This is a genomic window from Adhaeribacter terrigena (assembly GCF_016623615.1).
GTDB lineage: Bacteria > Bacteroidota > Bacteroidia > Cytophagales > Hymenobacteraceae > Adhaeribacter_A > Adhaeribacter_A terrigena.
On the sequence record NZ_JAEHFX010000009.1, the window covers coordinates 69,877 to 91,157 of the forward strand.

The window sequence follows — 21,281 nt, forward strand, 5'->3', positions numbered from 1 at the left end:
GTTTTTAAGATACTACCATGGAAACTACAGATAAAAAGATTCTAAAAGGTGGCGAATTCCTGATCAAGGAAACCCAGGCTGCCGATATTTTTACCCCGGAAGATTTCAACGAAGAACAGAAAATGATGGCGGAAACCACCCATCAGTTCGTAGATTCGGAAGTTACCCCGGTGTTGGACCGCCTCGATAACCACGAGGAAGGCCTGATGGAAAGCCTGATGAAAAAAGCCGGTGAGCTGGGTTTATTCGGCATTTCCATTCCGGAAGAATACGGCGGCTTCGATAAGGATTTCAATACCTCGCTGCTGGTAACCGAAGCAGCCGGTGGCGGACATTCGTTTCCGGTGGCATTTGCGGCACATACCGGCATTGGAACCTTGCCAATTTTGTACTTCGGGAACAAGGAACAAAAACTGAAATACCTGCCGAAATTAGCTTCCGGCGAATGGATGGCTTCTTACTGCTTAACCGAGCCGGAATCTGGATCAGATGCGCTGGCGGCCAAAACCAAAGCGGTACTGGAAGGCGATCATTACGTGCTGAACGGCCAGAAAATGTGGATAACGAACGCGGGTTTTGCCGACGTGTTCATCGTTTTTGCGCAGGTAAACGGCGATAAATTTACCGGCTTCATTGTAGAGAAAGGCACGCCGGGTTTAAGTTTAGGACCGGAAGAGCATAAAATGGGCATTAAAGGTTCGTCTACCCGGCAGGTGTTTTTAACCGATTGCAAAGTGCCGAAAGAAAATGTGCTGGGCGAAATTGGCAAGGGGCACTTGATTGCTTTCAACATTCTGAACCTGGGCCGGATTAAACTGGCAGCAGCAACCTTAGGCGCGGCCAAAAAAGTGTCGAACCTTTCGGTGCAGTATGCCAACGAACGCATTCAGTTCAAAATTCCGATCGCGAAATTCGGTGCCATCCGGCATAAACTGGCCGAGCAGGCTATTAAAATTTATGCCCTGGAATCGGCCCTGTACCGTTGCGGCAACGATATTTTCTTAAAAGAAGAAGAACTGAAAGCGGCCGGACAAGGCTACAACGAAGCATTATTGGGTGCGGCCAAAGAGTTTGCCGTGGAAGCCGCTATTCTGAAAGTGGAAGGTTCTGAAGTGCTCGATTACGTAACCGACGAAGGCGTGCAGATCTACGGTGGTTACGGTTTTTCGGCCGATTACCCGATGGACCGCGCTTACCGAGATTCGCGCATCAACCGCATTTTTGAAGGTACGAACGAAATTAACCGCATGCTCACCGTGGATATGTTGCTGAAACGAGCCATGAAAGGCGAACTCGATCTGATGAGTCCGGCCAAAGCCGTTCAAGACGAACTGATGAGCATTCCGGATTTCGGCGACGAAGAAGAAACGCTATTCTCTCAGGAGAAAAAAGTCATTAAAAACCTGAAAAAAGCGATCCTGATGACGGCTGGCACGGCGGTGCAAAAGTTCATGATGAGCCTGGCCAAAGAACAGGAAGTGCTCATGAATATTGCTGACATGGCCATTAAAACCTATGTAGCCGAATCGCTATTGCTACGGGTGGAAAAACTGGTTCAGAATCAGGGCGAAGAAGCGGCGGCGTTACAAATGGACATGCTGCGCGTGTACCTGGAAGAAGCCATCAATACCACCTACCTGGCCGGCAAAGAAGCCATCGGTGCCATGGCGGAAGGCGACGAGCAGAAAATGCTGTTCATTGGCCTGAAGCGCTTCACCAAAACGTCGGAATTATTCAACGCTAAAGAAGCAAGAAGAAGAGTTGCGGCTAAACTGATCAGCGAAAATCGCTATGCTTTTTAAGTAAAAAAGTCTTTGGGTTTAAAATAGGAAAGCCGGTTTGTGAAAGCAGCCGGCTTTTTGTTTTGGAGCTTAGTTGTTTAGTAAGTAGAATGTTATAAATTTACTTTTTCACACCTGAATCTGCTTCTATGAAAAGACTTTTACTGCCGTTTTTGATAGCGCTTTTCTGTCTGAATTTCTCCGGAAGATTGAAAGCACAACCAACGCTTACGGCGGTAGATCTTGCTAAGCAGGCTGGAGAGCAATATTTAATGGCTCAGTTTAATGAGCCGCCTTTCCCTCAATCTTCTTATTCTTATATGTTTTTTAGCTCGCCCGTGGTCGGACCAAATCAGACCTGGAATTACAGTGCTTTTACGCCGGCAAATAGCTATACTATAAGTGTTTTGAACCGGAATACAGCACCTTTTTCAAACGCATTTCCGGCTGCAACGATGGTTGAGAAAAAAGGAGGAAGGTATGAATATTTGCAAAATGCAGGAAACCGGATTACAAACCTGGGTGCTGTATCAATTACTCCTTACGATACTTCTAAATGGGAATATGATATTCCTTACGATGAAATGCGATTTCCGGTAACTACCACCACTACTTATACTGATAGTTTTTCATACAAAGTGCCTGGCTACTACAATAATGTGTGCACGGCAATTAACTATTTTACTTTTGAAACGGTGGGCTATGGTACGTTAATAACGCCACTTGGTACATTCAATTCTGCTGTTCTGGTCAAAACTATCAGGCAATTGAAACCTGATACCTGTGGGCCCTTATTTGGACATTCAAAAACTACGGAATATAAATGGTATGCACCTGGTTTTCATCAGCCATTAGTTTGTTTTACGAAGGCAGAAGCGCTATTGGGCGAATTTTTTTCCGGGTACTACCTGCAAGCGAATATAACCGGAAGACGCGAAGAGCAAATTGCAAATGCTCTTCTCCAAACCTTCCCCAACCCGGCCACTTCAGAAGTTACCATCCAATACCATTTAAACACACTTTCTGAAACAAGTTTGACTGTAACCGATGCTCTGGGAAAAGATATGCTACTCAGAGAGGAAGGAACCCGGGCGCCCGGCAATTATTCCCATAAATTCGATGTAAGGAATCTGCCGAAAGGTGTTTATCTTGTACGCTTAAAAACTGCTGATCAGGTAGCCGTAAAAAAGCTGCTGGTACAATAAATTTATTCCAAACATTCCAAAAAAACTCAGAGCTCCAATTATGAAAAGACTTTTACTCCCGGTTTGTATAGCGTTTTTTAGCGCTGCCGGTAACCAGTTAGCAGCCCAACCTTCGCTTACGGCTGCCAGCAACAACCTCCAGATCGGCGACCGGTTCCATGCCCACCAGACGATAATAGGCGCTCCGGAAATGACGACCGGTGCCTTGGCCGGAGCCAACCAGACCTGGAATTTCAGTACGCTTACCTCGGCAGGAGTGCAGCAGGCCGAAGTGCTGGGTCGGGCCGCTGCGCCCAAACCTACCGACTACCCGGCAGCCAACATGGTAGTAAAGATCGGCAACGAATACGCCTATCTCGAAAATAATGGCACCGTGTTGAAGGAGCATGCCTTATTTGAATCCGTGCAGAGTTATACTCTGGAAAATACCGATCCGGCCGAAAAACTAAAATTCCCGCTGGCGTTTAACGATACCTTCACCGATACGTATGCCGGAACCGTGGTTTTGGCCGGTAATACCATTCCGCGTATCGGCAACGTAACCGTAACCGCCGAAGGGTATGGCACCCTGGTCTTGCCGTCGGGAACCACCCAGAACGTGCTGAAACTGAAAACCGAAGAAATTTCCAATGCCGGTACCATGTTTTCCGAAAACACCGTTACCTACGACTGGTTTCAGCCCGGCATCCATTTTCCGCTGCTGCGCATGACCCGCCGCGTTTCTTTAATGGGCACCATCTTTTCCGGCGTTTACCTCGATCTGAAAAAACTGGGTGCTAAAGAAGATCTGGCGGCCCAAATAAACCTGCAACTATTCCCGAATCCGACCTCCAACGTAGCCCATATTCAGTTCGAACTTAAAAAAGTGGGGGCCGCAAAACTGACAATCACCAACTTATTAGGTCAGGAAGTTGCAGTTTTAGCGCTCGATAAAGCGGAAGCCGGTTTACAAAACCATACTTTAGATGTTGCAGGATATGCCAAAGGAATTTACCTGGTGCAGCTCGAAATGGAAGGAAAAGTAGCGGTAAAAAGGCTCGTAGTGCAATAAGACAATTCTAAAAAACGCTTCTGGTTTTCAGCCTGAAAACCAGAAGCGCAGAAGCATAAAAAAGTCCCGACCTCTTTTATAGAAGCCGGGACTTTTTTTATGCGAAAACGCTAGGGTTTTGCTATTGAAAACTCACGTTCGAGAAAGTGCCGTTGGTTACCGTTTTGGTGCCGGAAGCATTCGGATCGGCAGGCGTAGCTATAAAGCTGAACGTGCCCGAAACCTGCTTGTTATTGCTATCGAAGCGGGAAATATTTACAAGGCACTGCCCCATGCTGGAGTTCCAGTTCTGCATGTTGCCCGATAACGAAACCGAGGTGAAGGTTGCGCTGGCATCGGCAGGGCCGGAATATACGCCGGTACCGGCAAAATCAGGCAGCATAAGCGTAATGATCTCGGTGTTGCCATTCAGGTTTACCTGCGTGCCCGTTACGATCAGGCTGTTGCTGTTCAGGGTGCCCAGCGGCAGCGGAGAATTCCAGCTGCTGCCGTTAAGCGTAGCCGAAAACGAACCGGTATCCACTACTTTTTCAATGGCAATAGTACCAAGGTCGGTTTGGTTGTTGGCCGTTATTTCGGCCAGGCGCTTAGCAGGCTCTCTATAGTTTGGGTTGGTCTGAAACGAAACCGTGTACTGGCCCGGAGGCAGGTTTCCGATCACGAAAGAATTGTCAGCTTCGGGCAGGGCTGTGTAGATGGTGCCGCCCGCCGTAACGCTCATGGATTTTACCGCACCGGCCGGGCTTACAACGCAGCGCACACTGCCTACGAGTGGCTTGGGATCTTTGTCTTTATCTTTGCAGCTAACCAACAATAAGCCGAATACCGCAAATACGAGCAAATAAATGTTTTTCATGGAAGTTGAATTATACCGCAAAGATACAAAACGATTCCGGCTGAAAAGCAAGCGCTTACTTAAAAATTATTCTGTTAAGCTGCAAAGATGCTGATTTTTTGCTTGGCCGGCTCACCACTACCAACGTCCGGTCGTTGAGCCAGGCGGTGAAATCTTTGATGTAAGCCACATTTTTGTCGTTGGCTACGTTCAGGCCAATGGCTTTCGGGTTTTCGCCGGCGCCGTTGTGCGCGTTTATGCGACGATTATAGAGGTCGGTTTTGCCGTTTATGGTTTCCAGCGTAAGGATATGCAGCGCACCGTTTACGTAATTGGCCAGGTAAGAAATGCCACTGAAGCCTTCGTCGGGCGGCGAAACCTGGTTTTTCATGAGAATGGAGCGCCAAGCCAGGTTCAGGTATTCGTCGTAAGTAAAAAGGTGCAATTCTTTGGCCACGTAATTCGAGTTTTCGGAGCCTTCGGTATAGCGTTTTTCGGCGATCAGCACCACATCTTTTTCGGGCGTAATTACCATTTGCGAAAGCTCAATGTCTTCCAGGCGTTTTACCGGTTTATCGGAAGGGTAATATTTGTTCAGGCTGTCGATGTATTCCTGGGTGAATTTGAATTCCGGTGCAAAGGCCATTTCACTGGCGGCAAAATCGAATTTCACCAGTTTCAGGCTATGATAATCGGAAGTGTTGCGGTCTAAAGTAAGGGCGGCGGCGTAAAGCAAACCGTTCTGCTGCAACTGGTACTGGGTCTGGAAAACGTAAACCTGCCGGCCCGAAAACATGCCGCCTAATTGTACCGACATCACTTTTACTTCGTCCGAAGCATTGGTGTATTTGCGCACGGTAAGTTTGGTGGCGTTATCGGAAAGCAGACACAAAAACTGGTCGCCGCGGTTGTCTATTTTCAGGCTGGCCGAAATGTTGGTGGCAATGTCGCGGAGGTTGTAATTCTGATCTTTGAGTTTCTGAAACCGGCTGTCGAAAATACCGGCCTGGATGGCTTTGATCTTTGCTTCCTGCATTAAATACTGGAAAGCCGCAATTTTGCTGCCGTCTTCGGAAATGCTCACGGCAATTTTCCGGCTTTTGGCGGGCGCTTCAAACAGTTTTTTGGTTTCCAGTTTGCTTCCGTTCTTCAGATCGAACAAATGCCCGGTTAAGGTCTGGGAGCCCACTTCCTCGTTCGTGCGGTGGGTAAGCACACTCACGCCGGCTTCACTTTTAGAAAAAGCTTCCACGGTTTCGCCGCTGGTTAAAGGCAGCACCGCGCTCCAGGTTTTTTCGAGGCGTTCGTTGTAGCGTTCCACGGCAAATTCGGTATCGGTTTTCTTGCTCAATATCACAAAATCGGTTTCGCTCACGGGCAGGGTTTTGTGTTTCAGGCGCTGGTTGTAGCGGTCGTCGGAAGCATCGGGGCGGTAGGCAAAAGGCACCGATTTAATTTTGGATTGGGCCTGTAAATCAGCGGCCGAAATAACCAGAAACGGTAGGGAAAAAAGCAGAAAAAGTATGTGCTTGTTCACGGAGGAAATTTTTAAATGATAACGGTGGTAACCTTACCGGCAGGCAAATATAAAAGTTTCAAAACTGAAAAAACCGGTCCGGCCGCGGTTTGTTGTATATTCAAAATCATGCCGTTTTTAAGTGTTTTACGCTCTTTCCGGTGCAAAATTAAATAGGCCCAACGCATGTTTGTTTTTAGTGAATGGTTAAAAATGAACGGCGAAGCCCGCGTAATGTGTTGTTAATAAATAAATTATATAAACTTAATATAAAAAAGGGTCATATATTTGCTTGCCGACGTAACTTTGAGACGGTTTATCAGTATAGTTCTCTGTTGCCTTTTCCAGAAAAGAATTAATTGCTATGAAATTTGTACTGAAAGTTTTAGTGTTAGTGTGTTTGATCGTAATGAGTAAGCTTGCTAAAGATGAAGCCATAACCCTTCAGGCGCCGGTTGCCACCACGGCGGATACGCAAGAATCGGACGCTTTTTTTACCTCCAATGTCGAGCGTTCACCAATAGCTGAAAGACAGCATTCGCCGGTTTCGGTTAAATTCGAGAAAGGCTCACTGCAACTCAATTAATACTTTTTCCTTCCGAAAACCTACCGTTTTCCCCTACCTTATCCGGTGTTGCTTTTTTGTATTCTTTACCAGAATGCTAAAGCGTGGCCGGATTTTTTGCGTTCCGGGCTTTCAGGTAAAAAACGCTATGGTTTAGCCGCTGAAAAGTCTGAAACTCGGAGGTTTAATTGTTTGATCTTCAGTTGTTAATAGGTTGGTTTTTGTTGCAATTGAAGTCTGAAGAACTGAAAACCTGCCTTGTTAAAGTCTGTTATTCGCAGTAAATAGCCTGAAACTAATTTCAACTGTTTATTCTTAAAGCTCTTATGTGGAACTACCTGGCTTTTCTTTGCGGATTTTTGATTTTGCTTTTCTGTTCCTGCGAACGCTTAGATGGGGAAACGGTGGTGGAAGGAAAAGTTGTTGACCGGCATACCGGAGACGCAATTCCAAATGCTACGGTTGTAGTTCATTCTGGAAAAATCAGCAATGGCTTTACTGGCGGTGCTTACAATACTTTTGAGTTTGAAAAGCAGGCTGATAATAAAGGGAATTTTGCTTTTAGGTTTGAAGGCAAAGGCGACCGAAACTATGTTTTGCGGGCTTTTAAAGACCCCGGTTACTATACAGCCTTCGATGATGCAGCATATTTAGAAGAAGGCCGTAACAATAAAAAGCTGAAAATTAAAATGCAGGCCCCGGCTTGGGTACGGGTGAAATTGGTGAATACACCGCCAAAGGATGTAGTTCAAGTTTTTTATATGCAGGGTTTTTCAGATATGATTAATGGAGAACAAGGCTCTATTTTCTACAGATTGCATCGAGATACAATATTTGTAAGAATGGTAATGGGAAATAGAGAAACTACTTTTTTAGTGGATATAGATACCGTTGGAAATAGTCAAGTTGAAAATATGATTCGGTTAAATCCCTTAGCCTATTTCCCGGCTTTAGATACAACGAACTTAGTAATTCATTACTAAGACTTGTTATTTTTACAGCCCAAACCCTACCGTTTTTCTAACTAATCCGGCTCCAGTTTACCGTATGCTTGCTTAGCGAACGGATGTGCTGCCGGATATTTTCGTTTTCCGGTTTTTCCATTTTTGGGTCTTCTTCCAGCAACTGCATGGCGGCATAACGCGCTTCCTGCAGAATTTTAGCGTCTTTCGAAAGGTCGGAAATCAGTAAGTCTAAAACCCCGCTTTGCTGCGTTCCCATCAAGTCTCCCGGGCCGCGCAGCTTCAGATCGATATCCGCAATCTCGAAACCGTTGTTGGTACGCACCATGGTTTCTATGCGGATCTTGGTGTCTTTGCCGAGTTTGTAATCCGTCATCAGAATGCAGTAGCTTTGTTCGGCGCCCCGGCCCACGCGGCCGCGTAACTGGTGCAACTGGCTCAAACCAAACCGTTCGGCACTTTCAATTACCATCACGCTGGCATTCGGCACGTTCACGCCCACTTCAATTACGGTAGTTGCCACCATGATCTGCGTTTCATTCCGTACAAAGCGCTGCATTTCGAAATCTTTATCGGCAGGTTTCATTCTGCCGTGCACGATGCTGATCTCGAATTCCGGGAAGGCCCGTTTGATGCTTTCGTAACCGTCGGTCAGGTCTTTGTAATCCATCGTTTCCGATTCTTCGATGAGCGGATACACAATGTAAACCTGGCGGCCCAGCTTAATTTGTTCGCGCATAAATCCGAAAACCCGCAGCCGTTTGCTATCGAAGCGGTGCACCGTTACAATTTCTTTCCGGCCAGCCGGCATTTCATCGATCACCGAAACATCCAGGTCGCCGTAAAGCGTCATCGCCAACGTGCGCGGAATTGGCGTAGCGGTCATTACCAAAACGTGTGGAATTACCCGTGGATTTTTCTGCCACAGTTTAGAACGTTGCGCCACGCCAAAACGGTGCTGTTCGTCCACAATGCAAAGCCCTAGATTCTGGAACTGCACCACGTCTTCGAGCAAAGCATGCGTACCCACGATCATTTTCATTTCGCCGTTCTGCAGCTGCTCGTGAATTACTTTGCGTTCCGATTTTTTAGTGGAGCCGGTCAGTTTCCCCAGGTTGATTCCGAGCTTATCGGCAAATTCCTTCAGACCGGTATAATGCTGTTCGGCCAGAATTTCAGTCGGAGCCATTAAACACGCCTGCGCGCCATTGTCTACCGCCATCAGCATAGAAATGAACGCCACAATGGTTTTTCCCGAACCTACGTCGCCCTGCAACAGCCGGTTCATTTGCTTGCCCGAGGTAACGTCTTTGTAAATTTCCTTGATCACCCGTTTCTGCGCGCCGGTCAGGTCGAAGACCATGTGGTTCTGGTAGAATTCGGTAATGGTGGCGGTGTTTTTGAAAACCTGTCCGAAAAGATCGGCTTTGCGCACTACTTTCTGGCGCAGCAATTTCAGCTGCACGTAAAACAGCTCTTCAAACTTCAACCGGAAACGCGCTGCCTGTAATTTTTCGGCACTTTCCGGGAAATGGATGTTCACCAGCGCTTCCTGCTTCGACACCAGTTTGTACTGATCGATGAGGTGTTTTGGCAGCGTTTCCTGGATGTGCGGCTTGGCCATGTTCACCAAAACCTGCGTGATCCGGCTGAAAGCTTTACTATCGAGCCGATGTACTTTCATTTTTTCGGAAGTGTGGTAAACGGGCTGCAGAAAGCCGGTTTCCGTTTTGAGTTCGGCCGTGTCTTCCATTTCTGGATGCGCCATATTCAGGCTGCTGTTGAACAAGGTCGGTTTGCCGAAAGCCAAATATTCCGTGAAATTCTTGAGCGTTTTATCGAGCCATTTTACGCCTTTGAACCACACCAGTTCTATTTCGCCGGTATCATCCACCAACACCGCGGAAAGTCTTTGTTTGCGGCCTTCGCCTAAGAGTTGCTTGCGTTTTAAAATGCCTTTGATCTGCACCATCGGCAAATCTTCGTGCAGATCACCGATCTTGTAAACCTGGGTGCGGTCTAAATACCGGAAAGGATAATGCTGAATGAGGTCGCCGTAGGTGAAAATGCCAAGTTCGGTTTGCAGCAAAGCCGCGCGTTGTGGACCTACGCCTTTCAGAAATTCGATCTTGGTATGGAAGAAATTAGACGACAAGGTTGCTGAAAACGCTATGGATTTGGGCCGAAAAAGTGCTTTTCGGCTTTCCGGATTCTAAGGTAAAATTACGGAATTCCGGACAGGTTTTCAAGCTGAAACACCTGGCGCGCTTACAGATCACTTAACTCCCGTTGCAGGTTTTTCCGGGCCGCTTCTTCATATAGTTGGTAAAAGCTGTCGGTTTTGTAAATACGGGGTTGGTCTAAAAGCTGCTGCAGGATCTTTTTCCGGCCGGGTTTATAAAGAAGATCCGGAAAAAGACTGTATTCTTTTCGGATCTGCTGGCGGTATTGGTCGTATTTTTCCCAGTCCGAAGCCAGGATATGGAGGTCCAGATCCATGAGCAGGTTTATATCAGAATCGGAATGCTGTTCGTGTTTCTTGGTGGCCAGAATGGCTTCGGTAATAAAATGGAGTTGCTGCCGGTTCAGGTCAAGATCTTCCAGAGACAGCACCGCCAGGTGTGCACTTTTTTCTTCGTTGTTGGTGCTGTTCGGGTCGTAAATGGCATCGTGGTAAAAGATCGCAAACCGGATCTCGTCATAGAGGCTGAATTTATCCCGGTTTTCGGCGGCCAGCTGCAGCAGTTCCTGAATATGGTCCAGATTGTGGTAATGGCGGTCAGGGCTGGAGTAATAGACTTCCAGGTCATGCCAGAGCCTGCGAACCAGGTTCAGGTTTTTGGTAAAGCGGCCAGCCAGTTCCTTCCATTCTTGTTTCGGGTTCAGTTCAGGGTTTTTCATGGTTCAGGAATTTTGCTAGGTCTGCTGTTCGTTCTTTACGGTAAGGGGTTAAATGGTTTTCGTGGCTAGCGGCCGGGAAGGTTTTTTAGGTTTTAATCGGCTCAGCAAAAAGTTGTTGGGGAAAACATTAATTACGACGAGATAACAGCCGCCAATCAATTATGAGTTTAAAAACAGGTGTCTATTGGATTGTTATTTTTGTTTTCTGTTGAGCCGTATTGATAAGCGCAACTGTTTAGCATCCACTTGTATATTGTTTTTAGTTTTGAATAAACCAATTCTGAATCATTTATTAAAATTGTTTGATAAGCATTATGAAGATTTATCTTGCTAAAAAATTTGATCTTTCCATCCTCAGGAATTACACCATAGACCCGATGGCAAACATCTAATTCATATTGGTTATCTGCGGTTTTCCGAACTTCTCCATAAACCAAAATGGAACTTTTATTAATGACTGGATCTAATTCTGATCGAATCAATTTTCCTGTTTTAATATCAAAGTTAAGTTTTCTGAATTCGAAAGAATGAAAGCTCCACTGGTCTTTGTGTGCTAAAAAATCCGAATCTGAAAACCATTTGAAATGACTGGCAGAAGTTGATATATTCTTAGCTGAGCATAGGAGTTGCCCCAAAGAATAGGAAATAGTAGGTTTACCTTCCGTAAAAAACTCTAAAACAACTAAACTGTCAGTAGGAGAAGCTTCGCTATAATCATCAACAACAATTATGTACTTACCATTATTGGAAATTAAGGCTGTTTTGGAAGTAAAGTCTCCTTTAAAATTATATAGTTGTTTATTAGTTTGTGAATTGAAAAGTCCCCAGGTAGTTTCTAAAACGATCTCATATTCCCATCCGGATTCATCTTTCCTTTTTTCTGACTTTTGGTCAATAATGCGAAATTCATATTTCCCATTATTACTTTTGAAGCTACTTCGGTAAATACCTTGGTCGGCAAAGCCATAAGGGGTAAGCCAAAAAAACAGGAATATAAGAATTAGGAAATTTTTCAATGCTAATTTATCTCAAAGAAGGTTGAAAAAAAAGACGCAGCATGCTGCGGCTCTACATTTACTTCTTCGTTTTCCCCAGCGTTTCGCCCGTTTTCATATCCGTCCATTCGAGTGTATTGAGCAAATGCACCACATCTTTTTTAATGTATTCAATAACCGGGGCTAAAGAATCGTTGGCCGTGGCAGTGCGGAAATAAAGCGCGCCGCGCAGAAAATGCTGCGTAGAATCGGAAACGTAGAACTGGAACTGGCTGGGTACTTCGCCGCTCAGTTCGAAAACGAAAGCCGTATTGCCGTTGGGCGTTTTGATCTGAGCTTCGTCTATAGAATATGCTTTTATCTGGTGCTTCGAGGTTAGTTTACGGGCATCTTCCACCAGGCTGTTAAACGTTTTCGGGTCGTTATTCAGGGCTTTGTAGGTTAACTGCACGTTGGCTTTGTGGGCCGGGTAATACACGTTTATCCAGTGCGGTTCGCTCAGGCGGCTCGAATCGCGCAAAATTTTAGCGTAAGCCGAATACTCGAATTTGTAAGGATGCTTTTCGGTTAAAGGCCGGTATTTAGCCGGCATCAGATCGATGCGGTTATAGCCTTTGGGTTTGGGTGTATATTCCGGCTCGCAGCCAACTAAAAACGGTACCAGAAACAGGCAGAAAAGTCGGTTTAGCGGGGAGTTATAAAATGTTGTTTTCAGGATTGACATGCACTTTTACGGTTATCACTTTTTTGCTGTCGGCGGCTTCAATTTTGAAACGGTACGGAGCCAGGGTAGTTTCGGCGCCGGTGCGCGGAATGCGGGAAAATAATTCGAGCATCAGGCCGGCCAGCGTTTCGTTTTCGCCTTTCACTTCTTCCAGTTTTTCGTATTGGGTTCCGGTAATTTTGCAGAAGTTATGCAGCGAGGTTTTGGCATCAAAGATATAGGTATTTTCGTCGGGTTGCGAATAAACCAGCTCGTCTTCGTCGTCGAACTCGTCTTTAATGTCGCCCACAATCTCCTCAATAATATCTTCCAGCGTTACCAGGCCCGACGTGCCGCCATACTCATCCACCACAATGGCCATGTGCACGTGCATCTCCTGGAAATCTTTCAGCAGATCGCCCACTTTCTTGCTTTCCGGCACAAAGAACGGCGACCGCAGCAAGCTTTGCCACTTAAAATCCGCTCCGGCATCGAGGTGCGGCAACAGATCTTTCATGTACAGAATGCCTTCAATGGTATCAATATCTTCCAGGAAAACGGGCACCCGCGAATAATTATTTTCCTCGATCAGGGGAATAAGTTCGGGCAAGGTAAGCTGATAGTCGAAGGCAACAATATTGGTGCGGGAACGCATGATCTGCTTGGCCGAAAAGGAACCGAACGCCACAATGCCGCGCAGAATTTCTTTTTCTTCGCTAGTAGTTTCTTCGCTGATCGTCGCATCAAGGGCTTCCTGCAGATCTTCGATCGGGCTCTGGTTCATTTTCAGGTTAAATTTGCGGCTTACGGCGGTTTCAGTAGCTAAAAACAAACCGGTAAAGGGGCTCAGTATTTTCTGAAAAAAATTCAGGAAAGGGGCCAGGCTGCGGGCCAGTCCTTCCGGGTGGTGCGTGTAGTAAACTTTCGGCAGAATTTCGGCCAGGAAAACAAGGGCCAGGAAAAGCAGAAAAGCTACAAAAACAGTAAAGCTGTCGTTTTCGGGGGTTGTGTTAAAAGCTTGCCAGCTGAACCAGAAAACCAGGCACAGCATAAGTGCATAAGCAAAACTCTTGGCAAAGAAAATGGTAGATAAGGTGCGCCGCGGGTTTTCCAGTAGTTTCCAGACGCGGGTATCGGTTTTGTTGCTGCTGTGCCGGTAATGTTCCAGCATTTCGTCGGGCAGCGAAAAATAAGCCTTTTCGGCCCCGGAAAGCAGGGCCGAAAAGAATAATAAAAACGGTATTAAAAGATAGGAAAAAACCTGAATGGTATCGGCCTGCAAAAACAAAGCACTGAGGTTGTTCCAACTATAGGGGTCTGGTTCCAAAATGTAATGGTTACGTATAACTTAGATTAAAAAGGAAGGTCGTCTGGTTCTTCCTCGTAAGCCGGCGGCGTGTGCCCTACCGGTGCGGCGGCGTTTTGCGCAGCAGTGCTTTGCGTGCCGGCGTTAGAGGTGTTGCCTCCCTGGCTGCCATCCGGACGTGCGCCTAACATGGTCATTTCATCGGCTACAATTTCGGTGGTGTAGCGGGTCTGGCCTTCTTTATCCTGGTAGCTGCGGTTGCGGATCTTGCCTTCAATGTACACCATCTGGCCTTTTTTCAGGTATTTCTCTGCCACATCGGCCAAGCCGCGCCACATTACAATGTTGTGCCACTCGGTTTTATCTACGCGCTGGCCGTTTTTGTCTTTATAGCTTTCAGAAGTTGCCAGTGAAAAAGTGGCTACGGCTACATTATTTTCTAAATGGCGTACTTCCGGGTCTTTGCCCAGGTTGCCCACTAATATTACTTTGTTAATTCCTGCCATGTTTTTTAATTAGAAATTAAAAATTACGAATTAGAAATTGAAATATAAGAATTAAAATCTGAATGAAAAACTTAGTTTTTCAACTTAAAAGCCTACCGTTTTTTAGCCGGATCAATTCCAGATCATCAGGTTTTTGAACCTTCAAATTTACTTAAAGATCGCGTCTTTCAGGTAATTGTTTATCAGCACCGGCTTGGGCAGTGCTTCTATTTCAGATTTCGAATAAAACGACAAGCCTGTGCTATTTGTTACATTTTGGCTTAAAGGAGATTCCAGCAAGATGTGGTAAAAAGCAGCAAAAACCTTCTGATGGCTCAATACATGTTTGTAGGCCGGCGAAGGCATTTTAATGTTCGGCATGGGCACGTCCTGTTGTAGAATTCCCAGCTCCGCGATCATTTCATCTAAACTCAGCGCCTTCGTGTCCGATTCCAGCAAATGAAAATCGTAAAGGCCCTGCCAGATATCGCCGGGCAAACGCTTTTTCAGGTAAAAATCTTCGCCGAACTGGAATACGAAATAATGAAAATGACGTACGCGCGGGGCCTTGGCTTTGCTTTTGTGCGGCAATACGGTTACCAAACCGTGTTTAAAAGCATAGCAATGGTCCTGGAGCGGGCAGAAAAGGCAGTCAGGCATAACCGGCGTGCATTGAATGGCTCCGAACTCCATGATAGCCTGGTTGTAGGTATCTGGTTCATTTGCAGGCACCAGTTTGTTGGCCAGATCCTGAAACGTTCGCTTGCCCAGCGGGCTCAGAATATCGTCGGAAATACCGAAAACCCGGGAAAGTACCCGAAAAACGTTGCCGTCTAAAACCGCCACCTGTTCTTTAAAAGCAAAGCTGGCAATGGCCGCCGCCGTGTACGTTCCCACGCCTTTCAATTTCAGCAAATCGGTATAGTTTTCGGGGAAAAAACCGCCCAGTTCTTCGCTTACAAATTTGGCCGTCTGGTGCAGGTTACGGGCACGGGAATAGTACCCTAAACCCTGCCAGTGGCGCAATACTTCGTCTTCGGGTGCGTTAGCTAGATCGTGAACGGTAGGGTAGGCGGTTAAAAAAGTATGGTAGTAGGGCAGGCCCTGGTTTACCCGGGTTTGTTGCAGAATAATTTCAGAAAGCCAGATCGCATAAGGGTTGGTCGTTTCGCGCCAGGGCAGCGGACGGAAATGCTTTTTGTACCAGTTTAAAAGTGTTTCGGCAAAAAAAGCGGGTTCGGGAGGCAGCATTTACAAGTAATTTGAACGCAAAAATACAGATAAGCGCTTTATAATGAAGTAAAAAGGTAATATGAAATTTTAGGGGCAATAGTTTTTATATTAAAAATAAGACTTACCTTTGTGCCCCGATTTGCACGGATTGGATGTTAAAAGGCAGGTTCGGGCAGCTCAAAAAAGAGAAAACTAACTTAAACGAATAAATAAAGTGACAAAAGCAGAAGTAATATCAGAAATTGCTGACAAGACCGGAATTGAGAAATCTGATGTGCAGGCGACCGTAGAAGCGTTTTTCAAAGTGGTGAAAGATTCTATGGCAGACGGGAACAATATTTACGTAAGAGGCTTCGGCAGCTTTGTCAATAAAAAAAGAGCTCGTAAAGTAGCGCGTAACATCTCTAAAAACACCTCTATTATCATCGACGAGCATTTTATTCCAAGCTTTAAGCCGTCTAAAACCTTCGTACAGAAGATAAAAAACAGCAAAAAGATCAAGGAAGCGGTAGCAGCCTAAGGAATTTTGCGTATTTTTGCGCTTTCAATTGATTTTTAACCAATTAAACGCCGGAGGAAAGTAACCGAAATGTCAAGATCCCAGATTGTTGTAATAGTTGTTGCATTAGTGCTGGTTATTGGGATGTTCTTTCTGCCGAAGGTGGTTATAAATAAAGAAGATCAGAAAGCCGACCTTACGGGCGCAACTGCCAACCGTGATAAAGCTGCTGCTACTGAAGAAGAAGATCATTCCGGCCACGATCATGCGCCGGGCGAACACCCTTCCGATGAACCGGTAGCGCACACGGCTGTTTCGCCGGGCCAGCTGAAAGTAATTGCAGACCTGCGCAAACAATTTGAGAACGCTCCGAGTGCTGCCAGAAAAACAGAACTCGCTGCCGAGCTTGGTCAGAAATACCAGCAGATCAGTAAGTTCGATAGTGCCGGTTATTACTACGAAACCGTAGCCAATGCCAAACCTACCGAAAAGAACTTCGAGAAAGCCGGAAATCAATATTTTGAAGCGTTCAGCTTTGCGGCAACCGAGGAACGGACGAAGTTTTTAAGTGAAAAAGTACAGGCCATGTACGATAAAGTGCTTAAAACCAACCCCGATAACCTGGATGCCAAAACCAATCTGGCTATGACCTACATTGCCGGTCCGAACCCGATGCAGGGCGTTGCTTTGCTGCGGGAAGTGCTGGAAAAAGACCCGAACAACGAGAAAGCGATCTATAATATGGGTTACTTATCGTTGCAGAGCCGCCAGTACGACAAAGCGGCCGAACGTTTTCGAAAGCTGGTGGAAGTTAACCCGAAAAGCGTGAACGGTAATTTTTACCTGGGCGTTTCTTTAGCCGAAACCGGCAAAAATGCGGAAGCCATTGAAGTATTCAAAAAGGTGAAAACCCTGAAAAACGACCCGGAGCTGCACGCTTCGGTAGATGAATACCTGAAAAAGCTTCAGTAGTAAAAATTTTGAGTAAACTTATTTTAATCATTTAAATAACCTAATACTATGCCTTGCGGAAAAAAGAGAAAAAGACATAAGATTTCAACTCACAAGAGAAAGAAACGCCTTAGAAAAAACCGTCATAAGAAGAAGTAATTAACCGCTTCTTTTATAAAGCCCACCTTGCTTGAGCAGGGTGGGCTTTGGTACATTTGTTCATTCCTAAATCCTAAACACATTGAGTAACGAATTAATCATCAATTCTACTCAGGATGGAGAACGCATTGCCTTATTGCAGGATAAACGCCTGGTTGAATATCATTACGAAAAGAATGATACCAACTACACCGTAGGAGATATTTTCCTGGGTTCTGTAAAAAAAGTAATGCCGGGGCTGAACGCTGCTTTTATCGATATCGGGTACCAGAAAGATGCCTTTCTGCACTACCACGACCTGGGCGTACAAATTCGTTCGCTCAATAAATACGTAAAGCAGACGCAAAGCCAGAAAAGTGCAACTGCAAAACTAAACGGGTTCAAATTCGAGCCGGAAATAGATAAACTCGGCAAAATGGCCGACGTTCTGAAAAAAGGCCAGCAGGTTTTGGTTCAGATCGTAAAAGAACCTATTTCCACCAAAGGCCCGCGTTTATCCTGTGAGATTTCCCTTGCCGGTCGTTATTTAGTGCTCGTGCCGTTTTCAAACACGGTAAGCGTTTCTAAAAAGATCGTCAGCAAAGAAGAGCGCCAGCGCCTGAAAAGGTTAATTACGTCTATAAAGCCTGAAAACTTTGGCGTGATCATCCGCACAGTAGCTGAAGGCCGTGATGTGGCCGAGCTCGACAAAGACCTTCGCAGCATGGTTGCGAACTGGGAAGAAGGTTTTAAAGTTCTCCGGACAGCCAAAGACCGCGATAAAATTATCGGCGAGCTTGGTCGTTCGTCCTCCATATTGAGAGACATTCTAAACGAAAGTTTTGACAGCATCATCGTCGATAATGCAGAGATGCACGACGAAATTAAGGCGTACCTTGAGAAAATTGCGCCCGACAAATTAAAGATCCTGAAGCACTATACCGGGAAGGTAAAAACGTTTGAGCATTTCGGGATCGAGAAACAATTGAAGGCCCTGTTCGGCAAAACGGTAACCATTCCGGGCGGCGGCTATTTAGTGATAGAGCATACCGAAGCCCTGCACGTAATAGACGTGAACAGTGGCAATAAATCGAATTCGGAAAGCGACCAGGAAGGAACGGCGCTGAACGTAAACACGATGGCGGCGAAAGAAATTGCCCGGCAGCTGCGTTTGCGCGATATCGGCGGCATTATTGTCTGCGATTTTATTGATATGAAATCGGCTGAGCACCGCAACCGGGTTTTTGAGGTGATGAAAGAAGAAATGAAGTACGACCGTTCGAAGTACACCATTCTTCCCATTTCAAAATTCGGTTTAATGCAGATCACGCGGCAACGCGTGCGCCCGGAACAGAATATTGCCACCGGCGAAGTTTGCCCGACCTGCCACGGAACCGGTAAAATTTCGGCCAGTATCCTGGTTACCGACGAGATCGACAACACGATCGATGACTTGCTCACGAACCAGAACCAGCGCGGCATTACGCTTTTTGTGCATCCGTTTTTACACGCGTATTACACAAAAGGCTTTATTTCGCGCCAGATGAAGTGGTACACCCGTTACCTGAAATGGGTAAAAGTGATGAAAGACACATCGCTGGGTTTAACCGACTTTAAAGTGGTAGACGAACGCGGCGAAGAAATTGAACTGCACTCCAGCGCTACCGAAGTAAATTCGATGCAGGATAAGCATGTTCACGCTGACGTAGATTAGAAACCGGTAGCTTATCAGCACTAAAAACGCTTGCGTAAACCTCACAGATTTTTAAAACCTGTGAGGTTTTTTTGCACCTGAAAGGTTTGAAAACGCTAGGGTTTCGGGGCGAAAAAGTCTGAAAAACTAAAAGCCACGGCTCATTGCTGAACCGTGGCTTTTAGTTTTTCCGGTAAAAAGGCTACCGTTTAAGCAATTAAAACTTCAGGCCGAGGTCTAAAGCAAAGGTGTTGTTGCGGATCGCGATCTTTTTATCATTGAGGGCTTTTTCGTAATAACGGTCTATGTCAATTAAACCGCGGTGATAAGAAAGTCCGCCGAAGACTTTGGTGTTGGTACCTAACTGCCACTCGGCACCTGCACCAATAATGGCATCGGCTTCGAAGAAATTATAGCGTTTGTTGGCTTTAATTTCATCGTTATTATTGCCATAAAAGTTATCGCCGTTAATCTTTGAAGAAATGCGGAAGTTTAGGGACGTGCCTAAATTAAAGTAAATACGTGTATCAGTGGCTACTTCATTTGTGTAAAGCTTGATGCCGAGTGGAATGGCGAGGTATTGAATATTCAGCTCATCGGTTGTTTTTGCCTCGGCAGTTGAGTCGGTAGCCTGGCTGGATACGTACGTTATTTTTCCGCCTTTTACGCTGTATTCCAGACCCGTATTAAAAGCATAGTTCTTTCCGAAAAAATAATCGAGCACCAGACCAAAGCTGCCACGGAGTTTTGCATTTTCGTTTTCAAATTTAAACCGGGAAGGCGCCTGGAAACGGTTCGTAGCAATGGCCGGCGATACTTTCAGGCCAATTTCCAGACCGGTATCCGATTCCATGTCCTGGGCCTGGGAAAAGAAAGCAGCAAAAACAAAGGAAGCCAACAGCGTGAGCTTTTTCATAGTAGATATTTAATAAGGATTAATAAGTTAGTCTTCGTAAATTCGTTTCTAATTTGCGCTAAAGATAGAAAATAATGCGAATTCCTGTTAGATTATTGTTGTGCTGTACGCTATTGGCGTTTTTTGGATGTCAGAAAAACAAATGCGAAATACCTTCCGAAATTGCTGATATAGAGGTTGATTTTAAGGCGCAACGCCTGGAAAAGGAATTGTTCAGTGTAAAATCAAAAGAAGAGGTTTCGGCATTTCTGAATAAACACCCGCTCTTTGCCGACCGTTTTCTGCAACGCAAACGTTACCAGACTGAAGAGGAACTGGTAAACAACTTGTATGGCATGGCTACCGAGCCCAACCTGAAACAACTGGCCGCCGAAGCCGACGAGCGTTTTAAAGATATGGATGGGTTGGAAACAGATCTGGAAACGGCTTTTAAGCACCTGAAACATTATTACCCGGAAACCAAAATTCCCCAACTGGCTACGTTTGTAACCGGCATGGGCCAGGACCTTTATTTAGACGATAGTCTGGTAGTTTGGGGCCTCGATTTTTTCATCGGTCCGAAAGCAAAATACCGTCCCCCGTTCCCGAAATACATTCTTTACCGTTACGATAAGCCTTATGTAGTGCCTACTACCCTTCTGCTGCTTTCTGATAAATACAACAAGACCGATCCGGATAACAGTACCATGCTCGGGGAAATGATCGCCAACGGCAAGTCGTTGTATTTTACCCAAAAAATGCTGCCCTGCACGCCCGATTCGCTCATTATTGGCTACACCAACCAGCAAATTGCCGATGTGTATTACAACCAGGAACGCATCTGGGGCCACTTTGTAGAAAAAGGTTTATTGTTTGAAACAGACCAGTTCAAGATAAAGAAATACGTAGGCGAACGCCCGAATGTGCCGGAAATAGGGAAGCAATGCCCGGGCCGGATCGGGGCTTGGGTAGGCTGGCAGATCGTGCGCAAGTACATGGAAGAGCATCCGGAGGTAACGCTCCAGCAACTCATGGAAGAAACCAACGCGCAAAAGATCCTGACGCAGTCGAAGTATAAACCGAAGAAAAGGTAAAAGCGTTGGTTGATTCTTCGTAGTTTTTCAGCAACGAAGGGTACTTTTTTTGTTTCGTCATTCTGAGCATAAGCGAAGAATCTCGTTGGCGGGCAGTAGTTTTTAAACTACGAAGGATGCTGTTTTTTCGTCATCCCGACGATAGGAGGGATTTCATACGGTTAGTAGTGAAGTTTGCTATTGACTTTTGAAACTCAAAATGATACCGTTTTTCCCGCAGTTGTTGGTGTTTTCATCAACAACTATACTTTTTTACCTCTAAAGGATACCGTTTTCATCTTTATCTCATTGATCAATTGCCTCAGTAGTTCTTCTCTTACTTTAGTGTTCTTTTTGTCCCCGAAATGCTTCGGGATGTTCCACTTGATACAAACAGAACCAACGAAAATCAAGCGGCACGTCCCGAAGCATTTCGGGAGCAAGCGCAAACTTCCCGCAAGCCTGCGGGACAGGCGCTGACCGCTCAAACAGTG

19 protein-coding genes are annotated in these 21,281 nt (G+C 45.8%); 9 read left to right on the forward strand and 10 right to left on the reverse strand.

All coding sequences use genetic code 11. The features are described 5' to 3' along the window. Window positions 1-17 precede the first annotated feature (17 nt). The 3 genes from I5M27_RS15670 to I5M27_RS15680 all read left to right on the forward strand — a co-directional run bounded on the left by I5M27_RS15670 (window position 18) and on the right by I5M27_RS15680 (window position 4,037). A complete protein-coding gene (locus I5M27_RS15670) occupies window positions 18-1,802 on the forward strand; it encodes an acyl-CoA dehydrogenase family protein (RefSeq protein ID WP_200507277.1) in 1,785 nt (594 codons plus the stop codon). A gap of 128 nt (window positions 1,803-1,930) precedes the next feature. Further along, a complete protein-coding gene (locus I5M27_RS15675) occupies window positions 1,931-2,986 on the forward strand; it encodes a T9SS type A sorting domain-containing protein (protein ID WP_200507278.1) in 1,056 nt (351 codons plus the stop codon). A 40-nt stretch (window positions 2,987-3,026) separates the two neighbouring features. Beyond that, window positions 3,027-4,037, forward strand: coding sequence for a T9SS type A sorting domain-containing protein (locus I5M27_RS15680; RefSeq protein ID WP_200507279.1), 1,011 nt, complete (start codon window positions 3,027-3,029; stop codon window positions 4,035-4,037). Between the two features lie 121 nt (window positions 4,038-4,158). Here the strand turns inward: I5M27_RS15680 and I5M27_RS15685 are convergent, their stop codons facing one another. After that, on the reverse strand, window positions 4,159-4,893 hold the full coding sequence (locus tag I5M27_RS15685; protein ID WP_200507280.1) for a DUF6252 family protein: 735 nt from the start codon (window positions 4,891-4,893) through the stop codon (window positions 4,159-4,161). Window positions 4,894-4,948: 55 nt separating this feature from the next. After that, entirely contained in the window at window positions 4,949-6,409 is a 1,461-nt protein-coding gene (locus tag I5M27_RS15690; RefSeq protein WP_200507281.1) for a hypothetical protein, read from the reverse strand. Window positions 6,410-6,752: 343 nt separating this feature from the next. Here I5M27_RS15690 and I5M27_RS15695 point away from each other — a divergent pair, with 343 nt between their 5' ends. Further along, window positions 6,753-6,974: a hypothetical protein gene (locus I5M27_RS15695; protein ID WP_200507282.1), complete on the forward strand. Its 222-nt coding sequence runs from the start codon at window positions 6,753-6,755 to the stop codon at window positions 6,972-6,974. Window positions 6,975-7,279: 305 nt separating this feature from the next. Beyond that, window positions 7,280-7,936 carry a carboxypeptidase-like regulatory domain-containing protein gene (locus I5M27_RS15700; RefSeq protein ID WP_200507283.1) on the forward strand — a complete coding sequence of 219 codons (657 nt, stop codon included), beginning with the start codon at window positions 7,280-7,282 and terminating at the stop codon, window positions 7,934-7,936. A gap of 37 nt (window positions 7,937-7,973) precedes the next feature. On the opposite strand, the gene recG is transcribed toward I5M27_RS15700, so the two are convergent. The 7 genes from recG to mutY form a co-directional block, all read right to left on the reverse strand. After that, window positions 7,974-10,070, reverse strand: coding sequence for an ATP-dependent DNA helicase RecG (gene recG, locus I5M27_RS15705; RefSeq protein ID WP_200507284.1), 2,097 nt, complete (start codon window positions 10,068-10,070; stop codon window positions 7,974-7,976). Between the two features lie 113 nt (window positions 10,071-10,183). After that, on the reverse strand, window positions 10,184-10,816 hold the full coding sequence (locus tag I5M27_RS15710) for an HD domain-containing protein (RefSeq protein ID WP_200507285.1): 633 nt from the start codon (window positions 10,814-10,816) through the stop codon (window positions 10,184-10,186). A gap of 167 nt (window positions 10,817-10,983) precedes the next feature. After that, the gene (locus tag I5M27_RS15715; protein ID WP_200507286.1) at window positions 10,984-11,832 is read right to left on the reverse strand and encodes a hypothetical protein; all 849 of its coding nucleotides are present in this window, start codon (window positions 11,830-11,832) and stop codon (window positions 10,984-10,986) included. A gap of 58 nt (window positions 11,833-11,890) precedes the next feature. Then, complete coding sequence (gldD, locus tag I5M27_RS15720) at window positions 11,891-12,535, reverse strand: gliding motility lipoprotein GldD (RefSeq protein ID WP_200507287.1); 645 nt, start codon at window positions 12,533-12,535, stop codon at window positions 11,891-11,893. After that, window positions 12,507-13,841: a gliding motility-associated protein GldE gene (gene gldE, locus I5M27_RS15725; RefSeq protein ID WP_200507288.1), complete on the reverse strand. Its 1,335-nt coding sequence runs from the start codon at window positions 13,839-13,841 to the stop codon at window positions 12,507-12,509. Before gldE ends, gldD begins: the two co-directional genes overlap by 29 nt. A gap of 26 nt (window positions 13,842-13,867) precedes the next feature. After that, complete coding sequence (locus I5M27_RS15730; protein ID WP_200507289.1) at window positions 13,868-14,326, reverse strand: single-stranded DNA-binding protein; 459 nt, start codon at window positions 14,324-14,326, stop codon at window positions 13,868-13,870. 147 nt (window positions 14,327-14,473) lie between these two features. Continuing rightward, a complete protein-coding gene (gene mutY, locus I5M27_RS15735; protein WP_200507290.1) occupies window positions 14,474-15,556 on the reverse strand; it encodes an A/G-specific adenine glycosylase in 1,083 nt (360 codons plus the stop codon). 196 nt (window positions 15,557-15,752) lie between these two features. Here mutY and I5M27_RS15740 point away from each other — a divergent pair, with 196 nt between their 5' ends. The 3 genes from I5M27_RS15740 to I5M27_RS15750 all read left to right on the forward strand — a co-directional run bounded on the left by I5M27_RS15740 (window position 15,753) and on the right by I5M27_RS15750 (window position 18,840). Then, a complete protein-coding gene (locus I5M27_RS15740; RefSeq protein ID WP_200507291.1) occupies window positions 15,753-16,058 on the forward strand; it encodes an HU family DNA-binding protein in 306 nt (101 codons plus the stop codon). 69 nt (window positions 16,059-16,127) lie between these two features. Then, window positions 16,128-17,009: a tetratricopeptide repeat protein gene (locus I5M27_RS15745; RefSeq protein WP_234462555.1), complete on the forward strand. Its 882-nt coding sequence runs from the start codon at window positions 16,128-16,130 to the stop codon at window positions 17,007-17,009. Window positions 17,010-17,229: 220 nt separating this feature from the next. After that, window positions 17,230-18,840, forward strand: coding sequence for an Rne/Rng family ribonuclease (locus I5M27_RS15750; RefSeq protein WP_200507292.1), 1,611 nt, complete (start codon window positions 17,230-17,232; stop codon window positions 18,838-18,840). Window positions 18,841-19,036: 196 nt separating this feature from the next. Here I5M27_RS15750 and I5M27_RS15755 read toward each other — a convergent pair whose 3' ends face one another. After that, entirely contained in the window at window positions 19,037-19,735 is a 699-nt protein-coding gene (locus I5M27_RS15755) for a porin family protein (protein ID WP_200507293.1), read from the reverse strand. A 74-nt stretch (window positions 19,736-19,809) separates the two neighbouring features. Between I5M27_RS15755 and gldB the strand changes: the two genes are divergently transcribed. Beyond that, on the forward strand, window positions 19,810-20,808 hold the full coding sequence (gene gldB, locus I5M27_RS15760) for a gliding motility lipoprotein GldB (RefSeq protein WP_200507294.1): 999 nt from the start codon (window positions 19,810-19,812) through the stop codon (window positions 20,806-20,808). Window positions 20,809-21,281: the final 473 nt, after the last annotated feature.